Origin of the sequence: Paenibacillus eucommiae (assembly GCF_017874215.1) — a bacterium.
Lineage (GTDB): Bacteria > Bacillota > Bacilli > Paenibacillales > NBRC-103111 > Paenibacillus_AI > Paenibacillus_AI eucommiae.
Genome location: NZ_JAGGLB010000027.1, coordinates 41,482 through 62,597, shown reverse-complemented (window position 1 = coordinate 62,597; position 21,116 = coordinate 41,482). Strand labels below are relative to the sequence as shown.

Genomic DNA, 21,116 nt, shown 5'->3' with positions numbered 1-21,116 from the left:
TCTTATAACCTCTGGTTTCTTATTGCCTCAGAGAGTATGCGTGCACAGCTCGCCTCAACATCAGGTTTGAGGGTTTTTGTGCCTTTCAGACCTTCACGTTTCTCCGCCAGATAATCTGCCATTTTAGAAAGCAAGGTCTTGTTGGGCAGATAATTTGGACAGTTGTCCATCAGGTGCAACAGCACATCTTCCACTTCCACCTCTTTGAAGAGTTCATAGAGAGCGTAAAGTAAAGCCCGTAGCGGTGTCCCCGCAATTTCAGCATCTCCGGACATCATCGCACTTTTGAACTCGGTCGATAGCTTCAATCGTGCAAAATTAGCTTTGGAACTATCGCTCATCAACTGGTCAAAGTGATGGACTTTGAACGCTTTAGCAAAGTTCTGGTAATTGTCCAGCGTATTGGCACCTTGATGCTCCATCTCCGCCATCTTAAGATAGAAACGCTCCACAGCCTGTAGTTTCTGCCATTCCCCTTTTTCAAAACCCACCGGGACAAGAAATTGGACGGCAGTCTGGACAGCAAAACCGATCAGTTCATCCACAAAGGTCTTCTTACCTTTTTGGCGAGGTGCTTCAGCCTCGATCACCATGTCCTTACCATCAATGCGGGAGTAGGCTGTCAAGACTTTCAAAGCAGCGGCGTACCCGGCCATCTGTAGGTCAGCATCCGTATAAAGCCCTTCGGAGCCCTGTGCCCGCACCTCTTTATCCAGTCCTATTAATGACTCTACCTGTCCTTTCACCGCTTCCTCAATTTCCCAACCTAAATCATCACGGAAGGTTTCCAACTCTTGATGGCGCTTTCGAAGAATGAGAATAATAGTCCCTTTGACATTAGCCCCCTGACGCAAGGCAGAATCCGTTTCCGTGACGACATACCAAGCTGCTGTTACCTGCAAACCACTGGCCCAGATAATGTTCGCCATATCAGCCCAGATGGCCCCGCTTTGGTGGGTAAACATCAAGACTTGAATGCCGTTATCAGGCATCTTTTGGGTCATCTTACGGTAGGCCGCCACCATGCCTCGACGGAAGCCCTCATCCTCACCTTTAACAGCTAATGAACGACGACTGTCCCAGGTCCAGTGTGCAAATTCCTTAGGAGGTTTTTTTTGCAGCCAAGCAATAAAAAACTCGGTAATCTCTTCATATTTGACCGCATCACCGTATGGAGGATCTGTTATATAAATATCGTTGTCAACATTAATTTCTTGTGCAGGGTGGGAGTTGACGGTTGTAGAAACTTTAGAATCTATTTCATAGTTGCTATGAACGCTCGTAAAGATGCCTTCGATAGAGGCCGTTGTCCTTACGGGGTAGTTGTACAACGTATTAAGAGCTTGATTGTCAAACGTCGCGGCAGAACCACCACCGCCTCCCGCTTGCGGCCTCCATCTAGTAAGTCTCGATAAGTGGTTCATACACTGAAAGAAATTAAATTTTTCCTCAGCTATAGAGTATTTGTTTACCAATTGGAGAAACAATAATTGTCTCGGATTAAACAAATGATGCCAATGGGTCCAACCACGTTCGCGGTAGAGTCGTTCCGTTTCATCCCCCTTCTCGATAACCATATCAGGGATGTAGCCCTTTTCTTGCCACTTCTCAAGATGCTCCCGGACATAATCGATTACTCTTTGTTCCCTTACCATATCATCCACAGAAACGGAGCGAAATTCATAGTCAAAATTTGATCCGGATGGCTTCTTCTTCATCCATTGGATGCAATAAAGGCGTTCTTGAAAAATATCATCCGGGCGTGGTGTAAAATCACTTTTTTCCCACATACGTAGCCGATTCTTATTTTCCTTACCCTCTTTGTAGTCTCCTCGGATAGTCTTGATACCCACTCGGTATTGAGTTATTCCATCCGGTGAATGCACAAGATTTCCGTCTTGGACTGTTCCTTTTTGGGCGGCTTCAACTTCTTCATTAGAATTGACATAGCGAATATTGATGTCGTAACGCTTTTCTTCGGGAACTGGTACAAGCTCAGCAACGACCTTATAGCTATTACTGACGATAAAGCTAGTCATTAATGGTACTTTCCAACCTGATTCCGGGCAGGTAATTTCTAGACAGTATAGAAAAACCTTGGCTCGCCAGCCGTAGCCATCTGTTTCAATTTCTAGGGCATCAATTTCTTTTTGTACCTGCTGTGCGAGTTTTCTCTGAGATTTATCCATCTCAGCCCTTTTTTCCTTGGAAGCTCCAACAATATTAAACCCACCCCACGTGAGCATGCAGGCAATAGGGTTAAGGTCTGAAGCATAAACATCACACCCTAAACGTGCTGCTTCAAAAGGTATTTGTCCGGACCCAGAAAAGACATCAGCCACCTTAGGACGTCTACCAAAGCGAGCTATCCCCATTTGTTCAATAAGCTCAGGAAAAGAGTTTACTGAGGTGCCAAGGTAATTGTTTACTGTTGGCCAAACGTGGTTATAAAGGGAAGCCCCTATCTCTTCCGGTCTTTTGGCAGTTCGTACCTGTTCAGCATAAGGCAATGCCAGTAATTCTTCAGTAGTATCTTGCTTTGAAGCTGGCAGATTTGCTTTAATTCGCTTTTTCATTGACTCTGCGTCGATACCCATTAGCAGTTCAAAAATTTCAAGGTCTTTAATGGGGTTTCCTGTGGCTGGAAGTAATGAACCAAGGATACAGGCTTTGTTAAGAACAAGTGGCTTTCGCCCCTTCCAATAAGCACCTAGAGAGACTAGTAACTGTCCGTGGCTTGCCATTCTTTCTTTAAATGTTTCAGCGGATATTTTCTGCACAGGAAACAGATGTTCAATTAGTGTTGGTTTGTCTTTCCATTCAAATGGTGCTAGTGCCATCAGATATCTCCTTTTTCTAAGAAATCAAAAAGAGTCAATGTCTCTTGTTGTTCTTGTTTCTCTTTTGTCTTTGGCTTCTTTTTGGGTTCTAGCTTAATATTGGAGCCGTCGGACAAGGCGCAGTAAAGTGCTTTGCGCCATCCTCGTCCAGATTGGTTAGCAAGCCCTGCTTCCGATGCAGTTTTGCTGTAAAGCCACCAGCGTTCCTCGGGACGCAATGCCAGCCACTTTTGGCTTATGACAAGGCATTCATCAGGTGAGGCATGCTCCGCGGCCCAACCCAGGACGCATAACTCTCTACCCAGAAAGCGGTCCAGCTTGACTTTCCCGATTGTCCAACCGCCGGTACTTTGTTTTTTGTTTTTTAAGCGCGCATTAAAGTCTCGTCTGGCGTCATCCCGAATTTTGTTCCAGAGTTCTCGAGCTAGAATGAGCCTGCATTCAACCGTTTCACGACGAGCCTCATCGCCATCGAAGCCAAAATCCTCATAAATACAGACAGCATCCCGAGGAGTCGCGGGAATGTCCACATAGAAATGGTGCATCCCAAATTCTGCTGACGCCCCAAAATCAGTAGTGCTACTCATTTTTGTTCTACCTCTCCATTGCCAATCTCAATACCTAGCTGCTTGGCAAAATGCTCTAAATCGTAACCGGTTGGCGTATAGGCTTTTTTAAATGTCATAATTACAGGTGCATCTGGGCTAAGGAGAGTTTGAAGATGTACCAGCTCATTTTCAATAAACCCTGCACTGATCTTCATTTCACCAAGGGAAAGATGGATCACCTTAGGGGCAGAACCCACCATCAGCGTCACCTGCTCAAATTCAATACTTTTCTCCTTAGCCATCTTCAGTCCCTCATACGTTTTTGAGGAACTATCCAAGCGTTTTGGTGATGGGCTATACCAAGTCGCAGGGGCCTCTTTCATAATCGGAACTTCCTTGGAGCCGGACTTGTAGAAGGTAAAGTTGCGCTTTGCCTCGAGGCCTTCACACTCAGCAAAGACATAAACTGTCGTTTCTTCATTTCCCAATTGGATAGGACCTGTATATTCCGTTCCGTTTCGGGCTTCTGACCCATCTAAGGTGTACTTAATTAAACCTTTCGGTGAAACAAACAGCTCTACTGTTCGAGAAACTTCGTTAAATCGATTGCGCAGTGTCAGGTGATTCTTCCATGTTGTAGGAGCACCAGTTAGGTTCTTCCCAGTGGGATCGACGGCAAGAAATTGAACTCGCAGTGCTTTGGTTGCCAGTGAGTTGTCACTTAGTACTGGGCTGCTTTCGGAAACATCGCTGTCCTCTACATAATGGATTCGAGGACTGTTGCCTGCATTCACCACGTCAATCTTCAAACGTACCATGCCCGAATCATCCGGAGACGAGTCTTCACTAATAATAACCTCTGTTGTTTTTGGCTTCGGCTTTTTCGAAATGTAACCATTTCCCAAATCTTCCCATACACCGCGCTGGCAAGCTTCATTTGCTAACTTATCAAATTCTCGACATGGAAGCCAAGGCATTTGAGTCTTCTGCTTCATTCTGTCGAGTAAGTCAGTCTTGCGCGCCTCATCCTGAGAACCGAAAAGCAAAGACTCGGCTCTAGCACGAAGAGCATCAAAGTTTTCGATGATCTGGGTAAATAATTTGATGGGGTCAGAAGTCAGCGTTTTTACAACCTGCCGTTCACCATTGTAGGATTCATTGGATGGATACGTACTATCAAGTGCTTTGGGTCGAAGTACATCTTCCCCTCGATTATTTCCTGGAAAGAGAAGTTTGTCGAAAACTGAAAGAACAGTAGTTTGGAAATCCTGTTGATATTGGGCCTTCTTCTCATCGAGCTCTTTTCGCTGAGGGTGTGAATCGGGAATTTCCTTATCCGCTTTTGTCACTGCATAGACATGGCGGGCCGCTTTATCAATACTGGCAATAGACGACTTATCTCCAGTCAACACCAACAAATTATTTTTGTTAACCAAATCCCTAAAAAAATTAGCAACAACACCTGGAGGGGTCTTTCCATCAGGATTAATAATTATAAGTGCCCGCCCTGTTTTAAGAACAGCTTGTGCCTCGTCCATTTCAGGCGAGTAAAATACTTTCTCATAAGCTTCTTTGGTTTCCGGTTTATACATCTCTTCTAGACGATGGCGTATTAATTCCTCCACCTTGTTCTGCGGGGCTTTATCCGCATAGCCCTGCAGCTTTTTTGTTAAATTCTCCTGATGACTGAAATAGTTACGGCCTTCCTGAGTCTGATGTAAGTACCAAGCGGACTTTTGAAGCTCAGTAAAGGCAGTTAGGAACCCACTTCCTGGGTGATTGGGGTCGATTAAGCACTCAAGCATTTCACTTTGAGTGAGCCCCTTCACTGAATTGACTGCGGTTGATAGGCTCGCCGTTAGCAGTAGAGTTCCAACTTGTTTAGCGAAATGACTCCCACTGTTGATATCAATGATCTGCGCATGGGCGCTGTCCGTGGAATCCCAAAGGTCTCTTGAAATTACATCCCGCATTTCTGAGATATCGGACAGCTTTTCACGAACATCGTGGATGGAGAGATCAAAATGCTGAGCGCCAATTAGATATACATCTTCGCTGCTTTCCCAAACGGATTTCATAAGACGCGAAACCAATTCCATCAATCCACGCGTTTGTTTGAACTTTTCGTTTTCCTTAAACAGGGCAACAATACTCTTGAAGCTTGGATGAAACGGATAGGTTGATTCTATCTCATTAGCCAGTGCCTCCGCACTTCTTTCAACTGTTTTCGCTTTTGCAGCTTCTGATAGTCTCGACGCATAGACTGCAGCAGTTTCTGCTATTTCGCTTTTATCCGGCAACGACAGAAAGAGACGTTTGCGAAGAATTTCATAGATTTCATTGGATTCCAGATTAACCGGAGTAATAGAAACTTCCGCACGCCCTAGCTCCTGTGTAGCATCATCAAGCGCTCGTTGGATTAGCTTCCCGCCGGTATCGTAGGCAGCCTCCAGGTCAGACACGACAATACAGACGTTTTTCTTTTTTTGGGCTGCTGTTAGCATATTGGAAAATGCTCTGGTAACCACGTCGGCAATCGTTCCATGACCTAAAACCTGCGTGCTGTAATAATGGAAATAGGGAGGCATCTCATCCAAGAGAATAAGAATGGGTTCTTCGCCATCGAACAGTTTCACCCATGACTGCTCATCCGGAGCCTTTGCACCGGATTCCCAATATTCCCTAAAAATCCCCTCTTTACCTAACTGACGGGCAATTTCCCCCCAGAAATAAGTATGAGGATTGTTGCGTCCATTAAACGCGGCTATCTTGGCCGAACCAAAATCGGACTGATATGGCATGGATCCTATTTGTGCCTCTCGAAGCGTTGCATCTTTTGCTAAGAGTCCAAACCCAACCATCAGGTGTGTTTTACCACCGCCCATGGCTTGTTTAAGGTGGAACACGGTATCGTTTGACCTTCCAGCAAGACGTGCCATTCCCTTGGATAGAAGGGCTTTCATTCCGTCTGTTATGAACGTTTTCTTAAAGTAATCCTGTCCATTGGTGTCATGAATGATCTGATCCAGTTGCTCGATCTGATCACCAACATTTATTTCAAGAGCCTTTGGTTGTAGTACGCATGCTGATTTGACTGTTTTCATTTATAAGCTCCTTCCTTTTACCCTAACTAATTGAAGCAAGGCTCCACGTATATAACTCATTGGACGGGGGGGATTCTCAATGAATAACCCCCCACTCTTCCGATAGATTCTTATAGAATACCATCATTCCAAGGCACCTAGCTGTCACAAAACACTTATTCTCCAACAAAAAAAAACGCAAATGCCCCATCAATCTGAACAGTTGCGCCGTATGGTTATATAGTGTTCTCACACAATAAAGTAGCCATACTTTGGCACCCCTGCGACTGCAGTACTAGATATCTTAAATATTAGATTCGACATCAATGTAAAATGTCCTCTTAATTATCTAGGTTATTACATGAGATATGGCTATACTTAGAGGGGGATTTCACCTACAGATTGCCCCTCCAAATCGTCCTGTTTTTGTGATCCCTATGTTCCGGGATGATTGTCAGTCGATCAGACATCGCTCTAATATATAATATCTTATTGTCTTTTCTATATCTTAATGATGACTTGTGGTTATAGCTTGACCATATAACTAAAAAATTGTGCAGGACTACCCTATCGTCAGGATAGTCCTGCTTGCGTTGTTACGGTACTAAATCATATAAAAGGATCTTCAACTCAAATGATGAACGGCTCTCCCATCCTTCTGACCCAAGAAAGCGATGATTCAACGCTCCCTCCCTCAAACTTGGAGGCCCCTCGACCCAGGTCTCTGATCAAACAAGACAATTAGCTTCTTGCTTTTTCTGGTCGACCGAAAAATACAGGTCCGTCCCATCCACATACTCGCAGAGGCTGTAGGAGCCGTTAGTTCGGAAGACTACCCTTACAATATGGGTTGGCTTACCTTGGCTTAAATACGATTCCCGAAGCGTTACATCGTCCAGCGAATACGGGAGGAATTCTGCAACCTTCAGTTTTTCCTCAAACGGGATTACTGCGACTGTCATGACCCAGACATTATCATCGAGCATTTGCAGGCCGGGGTTATATCCGTTGCGTTCGAATTCCTCTTTCAGCCTCTCAAGAATCAGTTCATTCTCGGTTTTCATTGTGGTTTCTCCCTTCGTCGTTAGGTGGTCAAATGACCAAGCTTAATTTGTACAGCAGAGGCCTTAACCTCAAAACAGAAAAAGCCCCTCCGACTCGTCGTCGGAAGGGGCAGCCAAGAAGTGCTTCTGCATGTCTTTATCGAAGTTCAATTCGATCGCTTCGATCTTTCGGTTTTTGACGCTGATTTGCTTGATGACCAGATGCAGCAACGACTTGATTTGCTCGGTAGAGGCTTTGAAGAGAAGCTGGTCAAGCTGACCCAGTATGGCCCGGACGTATTCGAAATCCACCAACTGACTGCTATCGTTGCTGAGCTCCCACTCAATCTCGGACTTTCTGGCGATAAGTCGCTCCTTCTCCGCCTTCAGCTCTTCCAACCGGTTGGCAAGGGTTTCGCGGTCCACCAGCTCGTCCTCAAACAGGCCAAAATACTTTTGCCGCTTGCTCTCAATGGACTCCACCTTCTGATGGATACTTTTCAGTTCCTCCTGTAGCGGGGTCGTATTGCCTTTGTGGTGCTTGTTCATGGCAGTAATGACATCCGCGAGGATGCACTCATTGTAGATCACCTCCTTGATGCGCTGGTAAACGAACGATTCGGCATAGTCAGCTTTCACGCTATTGGCGGAGCAGACAGAGCTGCCCTTGCACTTGAAGTTGCCGCAGGAGTAATAGCTGCGGACGATCCTGGAGCCATCCTTCAGTTTGTTGACGGTCCGGCTTGCAACCATCGCCGCGCCGCACTGAGGACAACGCATGAGGCCTGTCAGGGTATATTTTCCGTCGAAGGTTCTCGACGTTATAACGGCTTTGGATTTCTGTAAGAGCTGGACCTTCCCCCACAACTCTTCAGAGATGATGGGCACGTGACCGCCATTAACGAGGATCGGCGAGGCATTCTTGCCTTTGCGCCGTCGTTCATTCCAATTCTCATGTTGCAAATATCGAATCTTTCCCACATAGACAGGGTTGAGGATGATCTGCTTGATGGAATCCGTGCTGAAGGCATTTCCGCGTTTGGTCGTATGCCCTTCGCGATTGATCTGATTGGCAATGCCCTTGAGCCCCTTACCAGATGCGTTGAGCTCGAAAATCTTTCGCACGATGGCCGCCTCCTCAGGGACAATCTCCTGGGTGGAGTCCCTTCGGTGCCGTTGTCCGCGGACCGCTTGACTACTGCGGTACCCGAGCACTTTACCGCCGTTCCACTGACCGGACCGAGCTCGTTGCTTCATGATCATCCTGGTATTGTAAACAATTGTATTTCGTTCCAAATCACCAACCGCTCCAAGCATCTGAAGGGCGAACTTGCCCATGGCGGTTTCCGTCTCGAAGTTTTCAGAGAAGCTACGGAACGTAATTCTTAGCTGACCCAGTTCCTCTACAATCTTCAAAAGGTCAATTGTGCGTCGACTGAGGCAGACGAAAACTAGGCGAGTCAGTATCGATCCGGATGAGCAGGTGGCCTACATCAAGCGACAGCCTGACGTGATTTTGAACAAAGAGCAGATTGAGATCATTCTCGACCTAGGGATGGAGTTCATTGTGGAAAAGGGTATTGCTACTCGAGTAGAGGAGTAGTGCTACGCAAAATGGGGACAACCCTTATCTCTCAAGGATTCTCCCCTAGTTTCTACCAAAAAATTTGCGTCATTTATGATACGGTTCCCCCCGATTTATCTTAAAAGCCCGATAAATCTGCTCCACCAGCACCAGCCGCATCAGCTGATGCGGCAGCGTCATGCGGCCAAAGGACAGCCGCATGTCCGCGCGGCGGAGCACCTCGTCCGATAGGCCGAGGGAGCCGCCGATCACGAACGCCACCTGGCTCCGCCCATAGGTGGCGAGCTGGTCGAGCTGCTGCGCAAGCTGCTCGCTGCTGAGCGCCTTCCCGTCGATGGCTAACGCCACGACGAAGGCATCGCTCCGCAGCTGCGCGAGCACACGCTCGCCCTCCTTACCCTTGACCTGCTGTTCCTCAGCAGGGCTCATGTTCTCTGGTGCCTTCTCATCCGGCACCTCTATCAACTGCACCTTGGCATACGGCCCAAGGCGCTTTACATACTCAGCAATCCCTTGCACCAGATAGCTTTCTTTTAACTTCCCAACAGCCAAAACCTGAATATGCATCCTACTTACATCCTTTGCTCAAAAGTAACTACTTCATTTTCTTCTTTTCTTTTTCATTCATCTTTTTTCTTCTATCTCTTATCTCTTATCTCTTATCTCTTATCTCTTATCTTTCTTCTTCCATCTTTTTCTTTTTTCTCCTATCTTTTTTCTTCCGTCTCTTTCTTTTATTTTTTCTTACATCTTTTTCTTTATTATTTTCTTCCGTCTTTTTCTTTCATCTTTCATCTTTTTTCTTCCATCTCTTATCTCTTATCTCTTATCTCTTATCTCTTATCTTTCATCTTTTTCTTCCATCTTTTGCCCTACATCTTTCATCTCTCACCCACAAAAAAACAAAAATGGAAGCCCAAAACAGCCCCCATCTCCCATCCTTAATCCTTAATCCTTATTTCTTATTTCTTATTTCTTATTTTTTAATCCTTAATCCTTAATCTTTAATCCTTAATTCTCAATCCTTAGTCCTTTATCCTTTATCCTTAATCCTCAATCCTAAACCCTCAAATCCCAACGCTCTCATGTCTTATCCTAATCCTCAAACCACCAAAAACCGAGGCTCCGCATCACAATGCTCACAGGTCCTGGGAGGATCCCACTTCGCGAAATGAGCTTCCTCCAGGTCGATAATGTCTGGGGCTTCCTCATATTCGTCCACGAATTGATCAATGCCGATCTCTAGATGCTCTTTGCATACTACATACATATAAGCTACCTCACTAGTCTGAAAAATCTGCTTCTTTATTATTGTGCCTCAACCAGAGTCACCACAGCATCCATCTTCTTGCTGCCGCGGTAAAAAACGACCTTTATCTTATCGCCAATCTTTTTCTCATTGTATAGGTACTTACGCAAGGCAATTGTAGTAGGAATGTCCTGGTCATCCAGCTTGACGATCACGTCCTCCGCCTTAATACCCGCTTCCTTGGCTGGTCCTGAGACATCGAATACGATAACTCCAGTCTTCACATCCTCTGGCAGCTTTAATACATCCGTCCCTTTAAAAGATTGCAGCTCCAGCGTAGACACACCCAGCAACGGGCGTTTCACCTTATGGTTCGTGATCAAGCTCTCGATAATAGGCTTAACCGAATTGATCGGAATGGCGAAGCCTAGTCCTTCAACGCCGGTATCAGAAATTTTCATGCTGTTGATTCCGACGACCTTGCCTTCAATATTAACCAGCGGTCCGCCGCTGTTGCCTTGATTAATAGCGGCATCCGTCTGAATAACATCCATTTCCCAATCATAGTCGCCTTCGCGGCCTAAGGAAACCGGAATCGTTCGGCTCGGCAGCGAGATCATCCCTAATGTAACCGTTGGCGTATAGCCAAGCCCTAGAGGAATCCCCACAGCAATGGCAAATTCACCCGCTCTTAAGGAATCTGAATCTCCAAACTCAGCAACCGCCTTCATACCGTCGCCATCAGCTTCCAATACAGCCAGATCCGTAATCAGATCTTTCCCTATCAGCGAAGCCTTCCGATGCTCACCCTGACCCGTAATAATCTCAAAATCTGTTCCCCCGTCAACCACATGGTTGTTCGTCAGCACCAAAATCCGGCTTCCATTTTTCTGAAAAATAACGCCAGAGCCTGCGCTGCTCCCACTCTCTCCCTCACCCTTCGCCGTAGTGATCACACTTACAACAGCAGGCTTGATCTTATCTGCAACACCAACGAACGGATTATCCGTTAGCAAAGTTGATTCGAGGGAAACCGGGACAACAGCTGTCACTGCTTGAGCCTCATTGGAGGGATGAACATTAATAAGTCCAACCAGCCAGATTAACAAGACTAATCCGATTACACCGCCGATTCCCGCTGTGAGCATGACCAATAGCTTTTGATCCGCGGCACTTAAGCGGGCCGTCCTTTTATCTTTTTGTTTCCATTGACGCTGTTGACGCTCTTTAGAAGGCTTTGTTGAATAAAAATCGTCTTCGAAAAAACTCATCCCCGGTCCCCCCTTTGCTTTGCTAATTATGCATGGCTGATTTTTCTTATCAAAATAGGAATGTTTTCCGTTCCTTTTGCCTAAACTAGTAGTAAGTAATCTTTCATTTCAAAACTAGAGTTCTAGAGAAGGAGAATGTACCATGAATCGCATCCATCCCCATTTGGACGAAATCAATATGATTGGCAAGCTTGCCGATCTTAAGGACAGTCATTACCATCAATCTCTACTGCTCTCCGCACTTATTGAGCTTCTCACCCACAAAGGCATTATCACCCTCGAGGAGTTAACGGATAAAGCCCAAGAGTTGAACCATATGGACAACAGCTTAATAAGCCCTTAGCACAACTATTTCCATCTGCTATTTTTATCTACTATTTTTATCTACTATTTGCATCTTTAGTAGCTATCAGTCCCTATTCCTCACCCAAAGTTTCCCACTTTGTTGGCCGGTCGAAATATGTATCCTTCAGCTCCAGATTTTTCGAGTCCAGGGCAACCCCTTTACTTTCCAAAAGGTTATTCACCGTCATTCTGGCTAAATCTATCATATTATGATCGCGGCTAAGATGGGCCATATACACGGATTTGGTTTTGCCGGTCATCACTTCACTAAGCGCTTCTCCGGCAGCCTCATTCGACAAATGGCCCTTATCGCCAAGAATTCGCCGCTTGATATTCCATGGATAATGGCCGACACGGAGCATTTCCACATCATGGTTCGTCTCCAGCACCAGAGCGTCAGAATCCACAATCTTCTCCTTCACCTTCGAGCTCATGTAGCCCAAATCCGTTGCCAGACTAAGCTTATGCTCGCCCTCGTGGAAACAGAATCCCACAGGCTCGGCCGCATCATGGGAAATTCCAAAAGATTCTACCTGCAGGGTGCCAAAATCACGGACTGCCCCCGTTTCCATCACATGCTTGTTTTCTTCTGCAATGACGCCGATCTGCCGGTTCAGCTCTTCCCAGGTTTTCTCATTAGCATAGATTGGCAAATCATACTTGCGGGCGAATGCGCCCAAGCCTTTAATATGATCTGAATGCTCATGAGTCACCAGAATAGCATCAATTTCACTGGCTGCAAGCTCTCTTTCCTTCATGAGCTGCTCCATCTTCTTGGCGCTAAAGCCGACATCCACCAGCAGATTGACCTCGCCGCTCTGAACGACCATCGCGTTCCCTGTAGATCCGCTTGATAATACGGTAAACCTTACTGCCATTGCACTTGCTCCTCTGCTACACTAACTTTTTTCGGCTTGCTTTTCTACTTTTCCAGCTATTTTTACACTTACTTTTCTTTCCTGTCACTACTTCGGAGTGCTCTTGGCTCCACCAAGAATATCCTGAGCATCATCGATGCCTGTCTGCGGTATCACCACAGCCCCATTGAATGCTTGCACATAATAAATATCTCCACTCCCTAAAGCCACACGCCAATGAGGAGCCATATACTGCGTCTGTGAATTGTACAGCTGACCATGATAGCCAAGTCTTACATCAATAATGACAGAGCCTTCCAGCAAATAATTCTCCACCAGACTGCGGACAGCCAGCTGTGCAGGAATAATTGTCTGCTCCTTCTGTGTATCATCGGACTCTACTTCCACATAAGCTTGCCGGTAGCTGACAATTTGCCCTTCAGTTTCATAGAGCTCCGTCTTCACCTCGAACATGGGCAGGGAATCATAGGTCTGATTGAAAACAAACATGCCATCCTTACTGGCTACAGCATCGAACTGATACAAATCCAGCTTCTGGATTTCCTTCCTTGCCGGGTCATCCTTGCCGGCTCCCTTGGCGAGAATCCTCGTTATCGTGGTTGGGGTGCTGAGCGCAATCTTTTCATTCAATCCGATGCTCTCATTCACTTTAACCGTTATTTCCTTTAATTTAGGGACTTCATTGGGAAGCTCCTTCGTAAGGCGAATATTTTTGGCATTCATGACCCTATTCAGCTCTTCTACCAAACCGGACGTATCTGCCGCGAGCTGCGTTTGCTCCGACATCCCATTCCATAGCTGGAAACCGAGAATCATATTCAGAAACAGAAAAGAAAGAATCAGAATCATTTTTGCCCGGCCCCAGTCCATAGCGTCCCTCCCTCTTACTTACTACTTATCGCTTATTGCTTATTGCTTATTGCTTAAAATTACTGGATAAAATCCAACGTGCCATCGCGAAACTCCAAAGCCCATACAGGAGACAGCACCACGCTATCTTCCTTAATAATCGGTGTATAAGCAGGATATATCGAGACGATGCTTGATGAACGTTGATAGTTTTTCAATCGCGCCTCCAAAGCTTCAGCTCCCGGAAGCTCCAGCGGCGTACGCACTGCAGTCTTCTCATCTGGCAGCACCATCGAGCGTTCATAACCGGATACAATACCTTTCTGGATCAAAAGCTTAATAATGCCGAAGCCCTCATCCGTCCGCGAATTAACAATCGGGAAAGCATCATAATACTGCCTGAATATAAAAGTCTGGTTAGAAAAGGCCTGGCGCTGAGGCGTGCGTACAACGGCATAATTGCCATCCCAGCCCCCATGCTGATTTACAAACTGCACACCGGCCAGCAAATTTTCGCTGACATCATTCTTGCTGTCTACGGGTGCTACAGGATCCGAGTAATTGAACCAGCGCTGCTCATTATTAATTTGCAGTCCGCGTTTGGCATCCGTGTAAATTTCCGAGCCATTTCTCTCCTTCAGGTTCCGGGTGATCCCCGGGTCGACAAACAGGCTGCGCTTCAGCTGTTCGGCTGTAAACTGATTATATTTAAACGAATACCCTGTAACAGCAAGCGGTTTAACAGGCAAATAATATTCACCATTACTCGTTTTGTACAAATCCAAAGGATTGCCATAATTCGATACAAATTTTTCCAAATCCTTGCTCGTAAAGTCAGCCTTCGTAATCTCATAGCTCACACTTGGCGAGTCAGTGAACAGAAAAGTTCGCACATCCTCTATTTCACCATTCGTAAAAATCCATATCCTGGTAATAATATCATTATCTAAAGGCAGATCACCTTTAATTTGCAGAAGCTTCTGCAGCACAGTAATCGGAAGTCCATCTCGAAAACGGATCTCCACTCCCTGCTCCTTCGTCCTTATTTCATCCCAGTTGATTGTGCTTAAAAATATAGATGTTTTGGCAAAGCCTTCAATGCTCCGCTTTGTAATATTGTCAAGCAGAGATTCAAAGCCATAGCTGCCAGGATACAACACAGAATGCTGATCCTCACCCATATGAACGATAATCTGATCGGGAAAAAGTAAGCCTGCCAGCTCTGCTGGTGCTCCAAGCAGCTCAGTTTGAACATAATCATTCTGCTGAACAGACTCTGGCTTGGGAGAGCTGTAAGCGAGCAGATAGCTTTGATACAAGCTGCCCAGAATAAGCAGCACAAGTACTAGCGTCTTCAGCTTATCCATCATATCGCTTCACTTTCCTCTGCTTGAACAGGCAGGGTGAACACCACTTTCGTTCCCTGTCCGAACTCAGATTCAAGGGATATAGCTCCCCCGTGAGCTTTTATAATTTCCCGGGCAATAGAAAGTCCAAGTCCTGTACCGCCCATATTGCGTGAGCGGGCCTTATCCACCCGATAGAAGCGTTCGAAAATACGCTCCAGATCCTTTTTGGGAATCCCAATTCCCGTATCTTGCACAGAAATTTGCAATAAATCCTTGTCCACAGGACGCGCCAATATATGAATCGTTCCCTCGTCTGCCGTATATTTAATCGCATTGGATACAAGATTATCGAGTACCTGGTCAATTTTATCGCGATCCAGCATAATCCGGCTTATGCCCTGCTCGATCCGGATCACAATCCGAATCCGCCGCTGCTGCAGCTGAAACGAAAACCGGTCGGCAACCTCCTCCAGCATCTCGGAAACGACAGTCGATTCCTTAGCAATTATCGCCTGCTTCGAATCCAGCCTGGATAAATGCAATAAATCGGTAACAAGCCTGATCATCCGCTCCGTTTCACTGCGGGTTACTCCTAGAAACCTGGTGGCCAGCTGATGGTCATCCATAGCTCCATCGTCCAAAGCTTCCAGATAGCTCTTGATCGTCGTCAGTGGTGTCCTCAGCTCATGTGACACGTTGGCTACGAACTCACGACGTGCTTGCTCCAGCTTCTCTTGCTCCGTGACATCCTGAAGCACCGCTATCGTACCACTCACCCCTTCACCTCTTCGATGAATCGGAGTGAAAGTTACCCTGACAACCAGTTGTTCTTCATCATCCGGAAGATGAATTTCGAGCACCGTCATATTATTGACACTGCTGACATATTCTTGGATCGCTTCGCCTGGCATGCCCAGAACCGCAGCTATTTCCTTGCCAATGGTTGTTTCTTCCTCTACTTGAAGAATTTGCTTGGCCCTGCGGTTCAGTACGATAACCCTCCCGAACTCATCCGCAGCTATAACACCATCGTTCATATTCGTCAGAATCGAAGCAAGCTTGTCCTTCTCCTCTTCATTGAGCGATAAAGCCTCCTTCAAGCGATTCATCATGAAGTTGAACGTATGCCCTAGCTGGCCAATCTCGTCCTTCCCCCGGACCATCACCTGTTGGTCAAAGTCCCCGTCAGCAACCGCTGTCGCCAGCTTCGTAATTTCCTTAATTGGTCTTGTTATCGTATTTGAAAGCATAACACCGAGCACTGCCGTAAGACCAAGCGCAATAATCGTTCCCGTCAGCAAAATTCGAAAAATACTGCCCAGCGTATTATACATTTCCTCCATACTTGCAATGAAATATACAGCACCCAGCACCCTGACACCATTGCCTACCGGCTTGGCGATAATCAGCTTACGATAGCCATCCGTATCCTTGAAAATACGCTGATTCTTAATACCTTGAAGTGCACGTGATACTTCAGTCTGAGGGTTCTTGTGCCCGACAATTTCCTGATGACTCGGCACGGAAGTACTGATGACAATACCATTTGCATCAATAATTTGGATCTCGGCATTACTGATCGCAAATAAATTATTGACATCGCTCCAATCCGTATACGTTCTTTTGCCATCCTCAGTCTTGCTCTCTTGTTGATTTCCCAGAAAGTACGGCTCGAAGATCAAGTCAGACAGCAGCGTCACCTGCTTATCCCGGGAATCCAGAAAGTCTGTCTTGAAATAATTTTCCAATGTCCGATAGAAATAAACGCCAATCAACTGCATGGCAATGAGGATGAGCAATACATAGATAATAACTAGTTTCGCCTGAATCGATTGAAAAAAGCGAACGGCTTTCATTAGAATCCTCCGGCTTTCGGACTCCGCATCATATAACCAAGTCCCCGCCGAGTCATAATATATTCCGGACGGCTTGGGTCCGCCTCCAGCTTCTCACGCAGCCGTCTAATCGTCACGTCCACGGTCCGCACATCACCGAAGTACTCAAAGCCCCATACCGCCTGAAGCAGATGCTCCCGGGTCATAACCTTGCCGGAATGCTTGGCTAAATACTGAATCAGCTCAAACTCGCGATGCGTAAGATCCAGCGGCTCACCATCCCGGTACACCATATACATATCCGTATCGATAAAAAGCCCATGAATACGCAGACCTTGACGCTGTTCGTCGTTCTCCTGCGGGGTCTGTGCCTTCGTCTGCCTTCGCAAATGCGCCTTAACGCGGGCTAACAGCTCACGGGTGCCAAAAGGCTTGGTCACATAATCATCAGCGCCCATTTCCAGCCCCAATACCTTATCCAGCTCCGTATCCTTCGCCGTCAGCATAATAATCGGAGTATTCAGCTTGGAGCGAACCTCGCGGCACACATCCATGCCATCCTTAACGGGAAGCATAAGATCCAACAAAATGAGATCCGGCTGTTCGGAGAAAGCAAGCTCCACTGCTTTACCGCCATCATAAGCACAAATGACGTAGTAGCCTTCTTTTTCCAAATTAAATTTAAGTATATCTGCAATGGGTTGTTCGTCGTCCACGACCAGAATTTTTCCAAACAAACCTACCACCACCTAGTTGATATCCAATGCTTGTTGCTCTATCTATTTTAACATATCTTCAAGCAAAAAGAGACATGGAACCTGTATTCAGGTGCACCCATGCCTCTTCGGCCGTTTTAACGGCTCAGATACTTCAGAGGATTCTCCAAAGAGCCTTTTTTATGAATTTCAAAATGCAAATGGACCCCGGTAGAATCGCCGGTACTGCCCATAACTCCAATCTTTTCGCCCTTTTCGACGATGTCTCCCTTGGAGCTGATAATTTTACTCAAATGCCCGTATAATGTTTCGTAACCATTCATATGATCGATAATAATATAATTGCCGTAATCACTTTTGTAGCCGGTTTCAACCACTTTTCCATTATCTGCTGATTGGATATTCTTATTGCCCGTTATATCAATGCCTTTATGGAGCCTGCCCCATCTCTGTCCAAAGGTGCTGCTTATGTTGGGGGAAATTACCGGCCATGAGAACTTGCCTGTCCCTTCTCCGAGAACTACCTTGGTGCCTCTCCTGGCCTTGGCGACGACTGGCGCCTCAATCAGGTCTTCACTCACGAGCTCCTCGCTCAGCAGCTGTCCATTCACCTTCGTCACTTGAATCGTAACTTTCTTCATCCCGTTCTTACCAGCTGAGACTGGCTGAATAATGCCAACCCGCAGCGAATCATCTTGAATATATTCCGTATCAAACTGTATTTCATGGTTTTGCACGACACGCTCCAGAGTTTTGACCGAAATAACTGGCTTCAGCACAGTCAGATCAATCTCCTGCCCTATTTTCAGCTTATCGTCCTCAATACCCGGGTTATTCTCATGAATGAATTTCGTAGAAGTCCCAAATTTCTGGGCAATGCAGGAGACACAGTCCCCTTCCACCACTTTATATTTCGTAGGCTGCATGCCACCTGTCTGCAATCTCTTCACAACGGCTTTCGGATCTTCGAGAACGTCCGGATCAATAGGAACCTCTTCAGTCTCGACCTTTTCAACAAAATCAACCTTTTCAAGCTCCGAAGGAGCTGATCCGATATCAGTCATCCCCGCATTCGCTGCTGAAAGCGCATTAACCTTACCCGTAACCTTCTCTTTGGGCGTGAAAGGATCTCTTATTTGCTGCAAAATCTGATCTGCCGCGGCCTGATCCTTAACAACCGCAACAACCTTCTCGTCAACCCTAAGCTCTACACCCAGAGCCTGAGGTACGAGTAACTCGTTCAGCTTCGCTATGACACCAGCGTCATCCGTCTCAAGCATATAAGCTACTTCTGGCTCGGTGGAAACCCCGTCAGTATTCAACTCCATATGTACATCAGGATTTTGTTCCTGAATCTCAAGAGGCCTGGAGCTCTTGTATTCTTCAATAAGCTGCTGGCTGCTCACAACACCTATTTCTTGATCATATAACTTCACATGGTAGCCTTCTACCATATTGCTTGCAACGTATTGGTTACCTGAAAGAACAATAGCCCCTACAAGCGTAAGTGCACTTGCTCCATATAACAACCGCCATTTGTGTTGGTTAATTGCCGTCAACGTCGTTGTTGTCATCGTAGATGATTTCTGCTTGTCTGAGTTTAATTCAGTCAAGCTCTCGCGCTTGGTTGTAAGACCCTTAAAAAGTGCCTTTACCCAGCGTATTCCCCTGAAACCTGTCATGAATCTGCTCCCTTTAGACGGTTTTGCATCGAAAGATACATAAAAAAACCTTTATTTACCCAATATACATCCTAACGAAACATTCGTTTTGTTAAATTTACCACACTTTTAGACCTTATTTCAACATTTACCCTCATGATGCAGCAAAAAGTGTTGAAAAAGGCGACCCGGAGGCGTCACTATGGAGATTCATTTAACAGCCGAATTTAAGGATATGTCCAGCTTGGAACAAGCCGTGGAAGAGCTGCGGCTACAAGGCGTGCTCGATATCAGGTTCGATAATCAAATTCCGATAAAAGTAGATTTTCAGGCAGACACAGTCATGGAAAGCTTGGAAAATAGCCTAGCCGGCCAAACATACACCCTTCAAGTAAGCGTCGAAAAATCGCGCTACCGCCAGTCTGAGGATATTATAGCCAAATACGCTGGAGCCCTTTCAGGGACGTTTTAAAGCTATTAGACATTTAAACAAGACATTTTAAACATTTAAGACTTTTACAAACTTAATACTTATTCAAAATTTCCATTAATTGCTTATACTCCTCCTCCTCCAGATTTTGCTGTAAAATTTCATCAGCCTTCTCCAGCTCATCCATCGTTACCCCGTCCTCCAGAAGAGTAGACAATTGCTGTACTTTATCCTCGGGAAGCTTGGTGACGACAAGTGAGAAGATCTTCATTTTGTCCTCGGCCGTCAGCATATCCTTCTTCTCGGCGAACTCCTCCGTGGAGATGGCCATCTGCTGCTTCTCCGAATCCTGCCTGACCTGACCCCATACGGCTACAGCATCGTCCTTAGCACCACCTGGCGCTGGACTGCCGGAAGCTCCTGAACTACCTAAATCATACGGAGAGGTCGCAGGAGATGCCGTAGGAGCTGTTAGAGAAGATGCACCGGACGAACTGGCAGAAGATGCGCCTGGAATGGTCCCATTACTTTGCGTACCCGCGGGCGGTTTCGTGCTTGCAGATGGCGAAGGCTGGACAACCTTGTCATTTATTGCCACAGCCCCGTCTCTTGGCTTACTTATATTCAGCTCTTCCGATAATCTTGCCGTAATATCCGAAATTTGAATCTTCTTACCTATTCCCGGAAGCTGATATTGTCGAATAATCTCATCTACATACAAGCTCACCACATACCAGGTAGTAAGAACCGTTAAAGTCGAAATAAGGACCGTGCTGATAAGAATCTTGCTGAACCAACTCAATAATTTCATATTTGCATGTTCACCTCTGCATACTTGATGGAATACCTACCTCAACCAGTATGGACGAAAATCCGGCGGTTAAATCCTAACGGAGGAAATGTATCCAAAAAAATACAGATTTTTAGTGACAAAAAATTTGATATTCAGGCAAGGCAATGACAGTACTACTGCTCTGCTCTGCTCTGCACTTCACTACACTTCACTTTACTTTACTTCACAGCACTGCACTTCACTGCACTCACTACAACCCACTACAATACAGTACACTTATACACTTACCACACATGCCTATCTCACCATTATCTTTGTACTTGCCTCAGAAAAAATTTTTTATCATATAAACAGCCCCTCCCCCCGACTGGACAAAAATCGAGATAAACACCTGATTTTGAACAAGCTCTTCCGCCCACATCCCTTCCCTCTCTCTAGCAACAATCGGACGAATCGCACGAACACCAAGCTCAAACGGACAGCCAGCAAATGGTTTTTCTCTTAGCGCAGCCGAGAAGGAGCTCATTCGGAAGAGGGCGGCTACCAAAGTAAGATAATAGTGCCAACTAATGCCCAATTCCACGCAAAAAAACCCCTGACAAAAAGGTCAGAGGTTCAAAAAATATATATTCAATTCATCC

Annotated in this window: 19 protein-coding genes; 3 read left to right on the top strand and 16 right to left on the bottom strand. The window is 46.0% G+C overall.

Annotation, left to right across the window (positions count from 1 at the left end):
- Nucleotides 1-2: 2 nt before the first annotated feature.
- The 5 genes from J2Z66_RS30230 to J2Z66_RS30210 form a co-directional block, all read right to left on the bottom strand.
- Nucleotides 3-2,840, bottom strand: a complete 2,838-nt coding sequence (locus J2Z66_RS30230) for an anti-phage-associated DUF1156 domain-containing protein (RefSeq protein WP_209976487.1) — start codon at nucleotides 2,838-2,840, stop codon at nucleotides 3-5.
- Nucleotides 2,840-3,427 (bottom strand): anti-phage-associated DUF3780 domain-containing protein, encoded by a 588-nt coding sequence (locus J2Z66_RS30225; protein ID WP_209976486.1) that lies wholly within the window; start codon nucleotides 3,425-3,427, stop codon nucleotides 2,840-2,842. The genes J2Z66_RS30230 and J2Z66_RS30225 overlap by 1 nt, the downstream gene beginning before the upstream one ends.
- Complete coding sequence (locus J2Z66_RS30220; RefSeq protein WP_209976485.1) at nucleotides 3,424-6,492, bottom strand: anti-phage-associated DUF499 domain-containing protein; 3,069 nt, start codon at nucleotides 6,490-6,492, stop codon at nucleotides 3,424-3,426. Before J2Z66_RS30220 ends, J2Z66_RS30225 begins: the two co-directional genes overlap by 4 nt.
- A gap of 707 nt (nucleotides 6,493-7,199) precedes the next feature.
- Nucleotides 7,200-7,535 (bottom strand): hypothetical protein, encoded by a 336-nt coding sequence (locus J2Z66_RS30215; RefSeq protein ID WP_209976484.1) that lies wholly within the window; start codon nucleotides 7,533-7,535, stop codon nucleotides 7,200-7,202.
- A gap of 69 nt (nucleotides 7,536-7,604) precedes the next feature.
- Nucleotides 7,605-8,930 (bottom strand): recombinase family protein, encoded by a 1,326-nt coding sequence (locus tag J2Z66_RS30210; protein WP_209976483.1) that lies wholly within the window; start codon nucleotides 8,928-8,930, stop codon nucleotides 7,605-7,607.
- Nucleotides 8,931-8,940: 10 nt separating this feature from the next.
- On the opposite strand from J2Z66_RS30210, the gene J2Z66_RS30205 reads away from it, so the two are divergent.
- A complete protein-coding gene (locus J2Z66_RS30205; protein WP_209976482.1) occupies nucleotides 8,941-9,117 on the top strand; it encodes a hypothetical protein in 177 nt (58 codons plus the stop codon).
- A 69-nt stretch (nucleotides 9,118-9,186) separates the two neighbouring features.
- Here the strand turns inward: J2Z66_RS30205 and rlmH are convergent, their stop codons facing one another.
- The 3 genes from rlmH to J2Z66_RS30190 form a co-directional block, all read right to left on the bottom strand.
- Nucleotides 9,187-9,666: a 23S rRNA (pseudouridine(1915)-N(3))-methyltransferase RlmH gene (gene rlmH, locus J2Z66_RS30200; RefSeq protein WP_209976481.1), complete on the bottom strand. Its 480-nt coding sequence runs from the start codon at nucleotides 9,664-9,666 to the stop codon at nucleotides 9,187-9,189.
- 535 nt (nucleotides 9,667-10,201) lie between these two features.
- Entirely contained in the window at nucleotides 10,202-10,369 is a 168-nt protein-coding gene (locus J2Z66_RS30195; RefSeq protein ID WP_209976480.1) for a CxxH/CxxC protein, read from the bottom strand.
- 38 nt (nucleotides 10,370-10,407) lie between these two features.
- Nucleotides 10,408-11,619 carry a S1C family serine protease gene (locus J2Z66_RS30190; protein WP_209976479.1) on the bottom strand — a complete coding sequence of 404 codons (1,212 nt, stop codon included), beginning with the start codon at nucleotides 11,617-11,619 and terminating at the stop codon, nucleotides 10,408-10,410.
- A 142-nt stretch (nucleotides 11,620-11,761) separates the two neighbouring features.
- Between J2Z66_RS30190 and J2Z66_RS30185 the strand changes: the two genes are divergently transcribed.
- The gene (locus tag J2Z66_RS30185; protein WP_209976478.1) at nucleotides 11,762-11,962 is read left to right on the top strand and encodes a hypothetical protein; all 201 of its coding nucleotides are present in this window, start codon (nucleotides 11,762-11,764) and stop codon (nucleotides 11,960-11,962) included.
- A gap of 73 nt (nucleotides 11,963-12,035) precedes the next feature.
- On the opposite strand, the gene J2Z66_RS30180 is transcribed toward J2Z66_RS30185, so the two are convergent.
- From J2Z66_RS30180 to J2Z66_RS30155, 6 genes are all read right to left on the bottom strand, one after another.
- Nucleotides 12,036-12,842 carry an MBL fold metallo-hydrolase gene (locus J2Z66_RS30180; RefSeq protein WP_209976477.1) on the bottom strand — a complete coding sequence of 269 codons (807 nt, stop codon included), beginning with the start codon at nucleotides 12,840-12,842 and terminating at the stop codon, nucleotides 12,036-12,038.
- Nucleotides 12,843-12,929: 87 nt separating this feature from the next.
- Nucleotides 12,930-13,712, bottom strand: coding sequence for a two-component system regulatory protein YycI (gene yycI / locus J2Z66_RS30175; RefSeq protein WP_209976476.1), 783 nt, complete (start codon nucleotides 13,710-13,712; stop codon nucleotides 12,930-12,932).
- 59 nt (nucleotides 13,713-13,771) lie between these two features.
- Nucleotides 13,772-15,061, bottom strand: coding sequence for a YycH family regulatory protein (locus J2Z66_RS30170; protein ID WP_209976475.1), 1,290 nt, complete (start codon nucleotides 15,059-15,061; stop codon nucleotides 13,772-13,774).
- Nucleotides 15,058-16,896 carry a cell wall metabolism sensor histidine kinase WalK gene (gene walK / locus J2Z66_RS30165; RefSeq protein ID WP_209976474.1) on the bottom strand — a complete coding sequence of 613 codons (1,839 nt, stop codon included), beginning with the start codon at nucleotides 16,894-16,896 and terminating at the stop codon, nucleotides 15,058-15,060. Before walK ends, J2Z66_RS30170 begins: the two co-directional genes overlap by 4 nt.
- Nucleotides 16,896-17,612: a response regulator YycF gene (yycF, locus tag J2Z66_RS30160; RefSeq protein ID WP_209976473.1), complete on the bottom strand. Its 717-nt coding sequence runs from the start codon at nucleotides 17,610-17,612 to the stop codon at nucleotides 16,896-16,898. The genes walK and yycF overlap by 1 nt, the downstream gene beginning before the upstream one ends.
- A gap of 116 nt (nucleotides 17,613-17,728) precedes the next feature.
- Nucleotides 17,729-19,273: a peptidoglycan DD-metalloendopeptidase family protein gene (locus J2Z66_RS30155; protein WP_209976472.1), complete on the bottom strand. Its 1,545-nt coding sequence runs from the start codon at nucleotides 19,271-19,273 to the stop codon at nucleotides 17,729-17,731.
- Nucleotides 19,274-19,454: 181 nt separating this feature from the next.
- Between J2Z66_RS30155 and J2Z66_RS30150 the strand changes: the two genes are divergently transcribed.
- Nucleotides 19,455-19,724 (top strand): hypothetical protein, encoded by a 270-nt coding sequence (locus J2Z66_RS30150; RefSeq protein ID WP_209976471.1) that lies wholly within the window; start codon nucleotides 19,455-19,457, stop codon nucleotides 19,722-19,724.
- A 52-nt stretch (nucleotides 19,725-19,776) separates the two neighbouring features.
- Here J2Z66_RS30150 and J2Z66_RS30145 read toward each other — a convergent pair whose 3' ends face one another.
- Both J2Z66_RS30145 and J2Z66_RS30140 read right to left on the bottom strand, forming a co-directional pair.
- Entirely contained in the window at nucleotides 19,777-20,493 is a 717-nt protein-coding gene (locus tag J2Z66_RS30145) for a hypothetical protein (protein WP_209976470.1), read from the bottom strand.
- A gap of 307 nt (nucleotides 20,494-20,800) precedes the next feature.
- Entirely contained in the window at nucleotides 20,801-21,058 is a 258-nt protein-coding gene (locus J2Z66_RS30140; protein WP_209976469.1) for a hypothetical protein, read from the bottom strand.
- Nucleotides 21,059-21,116: the final 58 nt, after the last annotated feature.

Excerpts from the sequence above, each read along its gene's own strand:
- J2Z66_RS30230 (WP_209976487.1), bottom strand. The coding sequence starts at position 2,840 with ATGGCACTAGCACCATTTGAATGGAAAGACAAACCAACACTAATTGAA.
- J2Z66_RS30225 (WP_209976486.1), bottom strand. The coding sequence starts at position 3,427 with ATGAGTAGCACTACTGATTTTGGGGCGTCAGCAGAATTTGGGATGCAC.
- J2Z66_RS30220 (WP_209976485.1), bottom strand. The coding sequence starts at position 6,492 with ATGAAAACAGTCAAATCAGCATGCGTACTACAACCAAAGGCTCTTGAA.
- J2Z66_RS30215 (WP_209976484.1), bottom strand. The coding sequence starts at position 7,535 with ATGAAAACCGAGAATGAACTGATTCTTGAGAGGCTGAAAGAGGAATTC.
- rlmH (WP_209976481.1), bottom strand. The coding sequence starts at position 9,666 with ATGCATATTCAGGTTTTGGCTGTTGGGAAGTTAAAAGAAAGCTATCTG.
- J2Z66_RS30195 (WP_209976480.1), bottom strand. The coding sequence starts at position 10,369 with ATGTATGTAGTATGCAAAGAGCATCTAGAGATCGGCATTGATCAATTC.
- J2Z66_RS30190 (WP_209976479.1), bottom strand. The coding sequence starts at position 11,619 with ATGAGTTTTTTCGAAGACGATTTTTATTCAACAAAGCCTTCTAAAGAG.
- J2Z66_RS30185 (WP_209976478.1), top strand. The coding sequence starts at position 11,762 with ATGAATCGCATCCATCCCCATTTGGACGAAATCAATATGATTGGCAAG.
- J2Z66_RS30180 (WP_209976477.1), bottom strand. The coding sequence starts at position 12,842 with ATGGCAGTAAGGTTTACCGTATTATCAAGCGGATCTACAGGGAACGCG.
- yycI (WP_209976476.1), bottom strand. The coding sequence starts at position 13,712 with ATGGACTGGGGCCGGGCAAAAATGATTCTGATTCTTTCTTTTCTGTTT.
- J2Z66_RS30170 (WP_209976475.1), bottom strand. The coding sequence starts at position 15,061 with ATGATGGATAAGCTGAAGACGCTAGTACTTGTGCTGCTTATTCTGGGC.
- walK (WP_209976474.1), bottom strand. The coding sequence starts at position 16,896 with ATGAAAGCCGTTCGCTTTTTTCAATCGATTCAGGCGAAACTAGTTATT.
- J2Z66_RS30155 (WP_209976472.1), bottom strand. The coding sequence starts at position 19,273 with ATGACAGGTTTCAGGGGAATACGCTGGGTAAAGGCACTTTTTAAGGGT.
- J2Z66_RS30150 (WP_209976471.1), top strand. The coding sequence starts at position 19,455 with ATGGAGATTCATTTAACAGCCGAATTTAAGGATATGTCCAGCTTGGAA.
- J2Z66_RS30145 (WP_209976470.1), bottom strand. The coding sequence starts at position 20,493 with ATGAAATTATTGAGTTGGTTCAGCAAGATTCTTATCAGCACGGTCCTT.